Below are 6,622 nucleotides of genomic sequence, written 5' to 3'. Positions count from 1 at the left end.
TGGCGCGCGACGGCGTGACGCTGTTCTTCACCCAGGTGTTCCGCGACGGCTTCTTCCACGGCGACATGCACCCGGGCAATATCCAGGTCAGCCTCGATCCCCAGACCTTCGGGCGCTACATCTCGATCGACTTCGGCATCGTCGGCACGCTCACCGAGTTCGACAAGGAATACCTCGCGCAAAACTTCACGGCGTTCTTCCGCCGCGACTACAAGCGCGTGGCACAGCTGCACATAGAAAGCGGCTGGGTGCCGGCGACGACGCGCGTCGAGGAGCTGGAGTCGGCGATACGCTCGGTCTGCGAGCCGTATTTCGACCGTCCGCTCAAGGAAATCTCGCTGGGCATGGTGCTGATGCGGCTGTTCCAGACCTCGCGCCGCTTCCAGGTCGAGATCCAGCCGCAGCTGGTGCTGCTGCAGAAGACGCTGCTCAACATCGAAGGCCTGGGCCGCCAGCTCGATCCCAACCTCGATCTGTGGAGCACGGCCAAGCCTTTCCTCGAGAAGTGGATGCTCGAGCAGATGGGGCCGCAGCGCCTGTGGCGTGAACTGCGCAACGAGGCGCCGACCTATGCCAAGCTGCTGCCCGAGCTGCCGCGCCTGCTGTACCGCGCGCTGCAGAACAACAACGACGACCAGAGCAAGGCGCTGCAGGAACTGGTCAAGGCCCAGCACCGCACCAACAGCCTGCTGCAGGCGCTGGTCTATGGCGGCGTGGGCTTTTTGCTGGGGCTGCTGGTGATGCAGGTGCTGGCGCGCGTGCGATTCTACTGATCGCTGCCTGGCGGCCCGGCCGTCAGGCGCGCCCGCGCGGCAACACGCCCGCATGGTTTTTCAGTCGGCGCATCATTTGCACCACAGCACTGGATGGAGGACGCCTATTGCCTCGATAATCCGCAGCGGTTTTGACAATACCCGGGGTTGGGGAGAGGTGCCATGCTGATCACGTTCATCGTTCTGTACTTGCTTGCGTCCATAGGCATAGGCCTGTATGCGGCCACGCGCGTCAAGAACACGGCCGACTATGCGGTGGCCGGCCGCAGTCTGCCGCTGGCGGTGGTGATCGCCACCACGTTCGCCACCTGGTTCGGCTCGGAAACGGTGCTCGGCGTGTCGGCGCAGTTCGTCAAGCAAGGGCTGGGCGGTGTCGTCGAGGATCCGTTCGGCGCGGGCATGTGCCTGGTGCTGGTGGGCCTGTTCTTTGCCTACAAGCTCTACCAGAAGAACCTGATCACCATCGGCGACTACTATCGCCTGCGCTTCGGTCGCACCATAGAGATGCTGTGCTCGGCCATCATCATCTTCAGCTACCTCGGCTGGGTGGGCGCGCAGATCACCGCCCTGGGCCTGGTGTTCAATCTGCTGACGCAAGGCGCGATGTCCATCACGGCAGGCATGATCGTGGGCACGCTGATCGTGCTGATCTACACGCTTTACGGCGGCATGTGGTCGGTGGCGATGACGGATTTCGTGCAGATGATCGTGATTTCGATAGGCTTGCTGCTGATAGGCTGGTATGCGGCCGATCTCGCCGGCGGCGCGGGCCGCGTGATCGACTTCGCGGCGCGTGAAGGCAAGTTCCGCTTCTTTCCCGAAAACGCCGGCACGCGCGAATGGCTGTTCTTCGTCGCTTCGGCCATCACCATGATGCTGGGCTCGATTCCGCAGCAGGACGTGTTCCAGCGCGTGATGTCGTCGAAGAACGCTTCGGTGGCGCAGCGCGGCCCCATCATCGGCGGCATCCTGTACATCCTGTTCGCATTCGTGCCCATGTTCGTGGTCACGGCCGCAGTGCTGGTGATGCCCGAGACCGCCAAGGCACTGCTTGCCGACGATCCGCAGAAGCTGCTGCCCACGCTGGTGATGGAACGCATGCCGCTGGCGCTGCAGATCGCGTTCTTCGGCGCGCTGCTGTCGGCCATCATGTCGACGGCATCGGCGACGCTGCTCGCGCCCTCGACGGCCTTTGTGGAGAACATCCTGCGCAACCTGCGGCCCGACATGACGGATGCTGCGACGCTCAAGGCCATGCGCCTGTCGGTGCTGGGCTTCACGCTGTGCGTGCTGGCCTATTCGATCACCATGCAGGGCAGCTCGATCTATGAAATGGTTTCGGGCGCCTACCAGGTGCCGCTGGTCGGCGCACTGGTGCCGCTGGCCGCAGGCCTGTACTGGAAACGCGCCACGACCCAGGGTGCGCTCGCTGCGGTGGTCATGGGCCTGGGCGGCTGGCTGCTCGTCATCTGCGTGCCCGGATGGGCCGAAGTGTTTCCGCAGCAGCTCGCGGGCCTGCTGTGCGCGGCCAGTGGGATGTGGGCCGGATCGCTGCTGCCGCAGTGGCTGGGCAACCACCGTGAAGCCGGTCATCACTTCGCGCAGACTGCGGTCTGAACATTCCGCCAGCGTCTCGCACACCCCTGCAAGCCCGGGGTTCGAGGCGCACGCCTATAATTGAGGGTTTTGCACTTTCCCTCGATTCAAAGCGCTATGCCCATTTACGCCTACAAGTGTGGTTCCTGTGGTCACGCCAAGGATGTGCTGCAGAAAATGTCCGATGCTCCGCTGACGGAGTGTCCGGCCTGCAATGCCCAGGCGTTCTCTAAGCAGCTGACGGCCCCGGGCTTTCAGCTCAAGGGCACGGGCTGGTATGCCACCGATTTCAAGAACGGCGGCAGCAAGCCTGCGGCCGCTGCAGCAGCTGCGCCTGCGGCAGATGCCGCCCCCGCGGCGCCGAGCGCAGCCCCGGCGCCAGCGCCTGCCGCAGCCCCGGCCGCCGCAGCTGCGACCGCCGGCGCAGCCCACTGAGCCCGCCCATGTCTGCACTGCGCAAATGGCTGTTCACCGGCTTGCTGGTCATTGTTCCCGGCGTCATCACCGTTTGGGTGCTGAACTGGATCGTGGGCATGCTCGACCAGACGCTGACCATACTGCCCGAAGCCTGGCAGCCTGACCGCCTGCTGGGCCTGCATATTCCCGGCTTCGGCGTGCTGCTGACGCTGGCCATTCTCCTGGTGGTGGGCGCGGCGGCCAGCAATTTCGCCGGCCGCACGCTGGTATCCTGGGGCGACGCCGTGGTCAGCCGCATCCCTGTGGTGCGCTCGATCTATTCCAGCGTCAAACAGGTGTCCGACACGCTGTTCTCCGAAAGCGGCAATGCATTTCGCACCGCCGTGCTGGTGCAATGGCCGCGTGAAGGCGTCTGGACCGTGGCGTTTGTCACGGGCTCGCCCAGCGGCGAAATCGCCGCCTATCTGCGCGACGAATACCTCAGCGTGTTCGTTCCCACGACTCCGAACCCCACCGGGGGCTATTTCGTGATCGTGCGCAAGAGCGACTGCATCGAGCTCGACATGAGTGTCGATGCGGCGCTCAAGTACATTGTTTCGATGGGCGTGGTGACGCCACCCGACACCACGCTCGCGGATCCCAAATAACAAACCTTGTCGCGTCCCAAGAGGGCGCAGGAAGACTAGCCATGGCCATGCGCTCCCATTATTGCGGTCTTGTGACCGAAGCCCTGTTGGGCCAAACCGTCACCCTGTCGGGTTGGGTCAACCGTCGCCGCGACCACGGTGGCGTGATTTTCATCGACCTGCGCGACCGCGAAGGCCATGTGCAGGTGGTCTGCGATCCGGACCGCGCCGAGATGTTCCAGACCGCCGAAGGCGTGCGCAATGAATTCTGCGTGCAGGTCAAGGGCCTGGTGCGCGCGCGTCCCGCGGGCACGACCAACGACAAGCTCAAGAGCGGCCAGATCGAAGTGCTGTGCCACGAGCTGAACGTGCTCAACGCTTCCGTGACGCCGCCGTTCCAGATCGACGACGAGAACCTGTCGGAAACCGTGCGCCTGACGCACCGCGTTCTCGACCTGCGCCGCCCCTACATGCAGAAGAACCTGATGCTGCGCTACAAGGTCAGCATGGAAGTGCGCAAGTTCCTCGACGCCAACGGCTTCGTCGACATCGAGACGCCCATGCTCACCAAGAGCACGCCCGAAGGCGCGCGCGATTACCTCGTGCCCAGCCGCGTGCACGACGGCCAGTTCTTCGCGCTGCCGCAGTCGCCCCAGCTGTTCAAGCAACTGCTGATGGTTGCCGGCTTCGACCGCTACTACCAGATCACCAAGTGCTTCCGCGACGAAGACCTGCGCGCCGACCGCCAGCCCGAATTCACCCAGATCGATATCGAAACATCGTTCATGGATGAGCAGGAAATCCGCGACATGTTCCAGGGCATGATCAAGACCGTGTTCCAGACCGCGCTGGGCGTGGATCTGGGCGAATTCCCGGTCATGAGCTACCAGGAAGCGGCCCGCCTCTACGGTTCGGACAAGCCCGACCTGCGCGTCAAGCTCGAGTTCACCGAGCTGACCGATGTCATGGCCGATGTCGACTTCAAGGTGTTCTCCACTCCTGCGACCACGCCCGGCGGCCGCGTCGTGGCGCTGCGCGTGCCCGGTGGCGCGGCCATCAGCCGCGGCGAAATCGACGGCTACACCGACTTCGTCAAGATCTACGGCGCCAAGGGCCTGGCCTGGATCAAGGTCAATGAAGCCGCCAAGGGCCGCGAAGGCCTGCAGTCGCCCGTGGTCAAGAACCTGCACGACGCCGCGCTGGCTGAAATCATCAAGCGCACGGGCGCCCAGGACGGCGATCTGATCTTCTTCGGTGCCGACAAGGAAAAGATCGTCAACGACGCCATCGGCGCGCTGCGCATCAAGGTCGGTCACAGCGAGTTCGGCAAGAGCCACGGCCTGTTCGAGGACCGTTGGGCGCCGCTGTGGGTGGTCGACTTCCCGATGTTCGAGCACGACGAGGAAAACGACCGCTGGGTTGCCGTGCACCACCCCTTCACGGCGCCCAAGGACGGCCATGAAGACCTGATGGTCACGGATCCCGGCAAGTGCATTGCCAAGGCCTACGACATGGTGCTCAACGGCTGGGAAATGGGTGGCGGTTCGGTCCGTATCCACCGCGCCGAAGTGCAGAAGAAGGTGTTCGACGCGCTCAAGATCACGCCCGAAGACGCACAGCTCAAGTTCGGCTTCCTGCTCGACGCGCTGCAATACGGCGCGCCGCCGCACGGCGGCCTGGCCTTCGGCCTGGACCGCATCGTCACGCTGATGACCGGCGCCGAGTCGATCCGCGACGTGATCGCCTTCCCCAAGACCCAGCGCGCCCAGTGTCTGCTGACGCAGGCGCCCAGCCCGGTCGATGAAAAGCAGCTGCGCGAACTGCATATCCGCCTGCGCAACCTGGACGCAGCCAAGGCGTAATCGCTGCCTGCGTTGCCGAACAGCGGCACCCGCTTGACCCTAGGGCCAGGCGGGTGCCGTTTTTTCTTGTGCGCCGGCCTGGTCCACAATGGCCCATGGCGAAAATTCCGCAATCGGTGCTGGTCGTGATCCACACGCCGCAACTGCAGGTGCTGCTGCTGCAGCGCACCGGCCAGCCGGAGTTCTGGCAGTCGGTCACCGGCAGCAAGGACTTCGAGGACGAAGACTGGGCGGCCGTGGCCGCGCGCGAAGTGCGCGAGGAGACCGGCATCGATGCCCATGGCCCGGGCTGCCATCTGGTCGACTGGCAGCTCGAGAACATCTACACCATCTACCCCGAGTGGCAGCACCGCTATGCCCCGGGCGTATGGCACAACACCGAGCGGGTGTTCGGCCTGGAGGTTCCGTCCTACACCTGTGTGGGCTTGAATCCTCGCGAACACACCGCATTTGCTTGGCATGCTTGGCACGAAGCGGCGGACCGCTGTGCGGCTGCATCGAATGCAGAAGCCATCTTGCTTTTGCCGCGCTTCGCTTCCTCTCTTATTGTTTGAACCGCTGTACATGACTGTTGCCCATCCTTCCGACTCCGGCATCCTGCGTGTCGCGACCTACAACATCCACAAGGGCGTCCAGGGCCTGGGCCCGGCGCGCCGGCTCGAGATCCACAATCTGGGCCTGGCCGTGGAGCAGCTCGACGCCGACATCGTGTGTCTGCAGGAAGTGCGCAAGATGAACCGGCGCGAGGCGCAGTACTTCGACCGCTGGCCCGAAGTGTCGCAGGCCGAGTATCTTGCGCCCGAAGGCTATGAATCGATCTACCGCACCAATGCCTACACGCGCGACGGCGAGCACGGCAATGCGCTGCTCACGCGCTGGCCGGTGCTGGGCCACAAGCATGAAGACATCTCCGACCACCGTTTCGAGCAGCGCGGCCTGCTGCATGTCGAGATCGACATCCAGGGGCGCAGCGTGCACGCCATCGTCGTTCACCTGGGTTTGATACGCGGCAGCCGCATGCGCCAGATCGCGCAGTTGCAGCGCTTCATAGAGCGCGAAGTGCCGCCGGGCGCGCCGCTGGTCGTGGCCGGCGACTTCAACGACTGGGGCGGCCAGATCAAGCGCATGCTGGGCGGTTTCGGCCTCTACGAGTTCGAGGACGCGGCGGGCATGATGACCTATCCCTCGCGCCTGCCGCTGGCCCAGCTCGACCATGTCTATGTGCGCGGACTCACGCCCTGCGGCCTGCATGTGCCCAAGGGCAAGATCTGGTGGCGCATGTCCGACCACCTGCCGCTGATTGCCGAGTTCAAGCTGTAAGCGGCCGGTGCGCAATGCCCGGCTTTGC

Annotated in this window: 7 protein-coding genes; all 7 read left to right on the top strand. The window is 64.3% G+C overall.

Annotated elements, in window-relative coordinates; translation table 11 throughout:
* On the top strand, positions 1-773 hold a 773-nt coding region (locus RR928_RS01455), incomplete at its 5' end, for an AarF/UbiB family protein (RefSeq protein WP_332681257.1).
* Between the two features lie 162 nt (positions 774-935).
* Entirely contained in the window at positions 936-2,390 is a 1,455-nt protein-coding gene (locus RR928_RS01450; RefSeq protein WP_332681255.1) for a sodium:solute symporter family protein, read from the top strand.
* 96 nt (positions 2,391-2,486) lie between these two features.
* On the top strand, positions 2,487-2,804 hold the full coding sequence (locus RR928_RS01445; protein WP_332535225.1) for an FmdB family zinc ribbon protein: 318 nt from the start codon (positions 2,487-2,489) through the stop codon (positions 2,802-2,804).
* An 8-nt stretch (positions 2,805-2,812) separates the two neighbouring features.
* Positions 2,813-3,433, top strand: coding sequence for a DUF502 domain-containing protein (locus tag RR928_RS01440; protein WP_332535223.1), 621 nt, complete (start codon positions 2,813-2,815; stop codon positions 3,431-3,433).
* Between the two features lie 41 nt (positions 3,434-3,474).
* Positions 3,475-5,274: an aspartate--tRNA ligase gene (aspS, locus tag RR928_RS01435; protein ID WP_332681254.1), complete on the top strand. Its 1,800-nt coding sequence runs from the start codon at positions 3,475-3,477 to the stop codon at positions 5,272-5,274.
* 95 nt (positions 5,275-5,369) lie between these two features.
* A complete protein-coding gene (gene nudB, locus RR928_RS01430) occupies positions 5,370-5,828 on the top strand; it encodes a dihydroneopterin triphosphate diphosphatase (protein ID WP_332535221.1) in 459 nt (152 codons plus the stop codon).
* 10 nt (positions 5,829-5,838) lie between these two features.
* Positions 5,839-6,594, top strand: a complete 756-nt coding sequence (locus RR928_RS01425; RefSeq protein ID WP_332535220.1) for an endonuclease/exonuclease/phosphatase family protein — start codon at positions 5,839-5,841, stop codon at positions 6,592-6,594.
* Positions 6,595-6,622 lie beyond the last annotated feature (28 nt).

The sequence above is a fragment of the Comamonas sp. genome, from assembly GCF_036666375.1.
Taxonomy (GTDB): Bacteria; Pseudomonadota; Gammaproteobacteria; order Burkholderiales; family Burkholderiaceae_C; genus Comamonas.
This window is presented reverse-complemented; position numbering and strand designations above follow the sequence as displayed.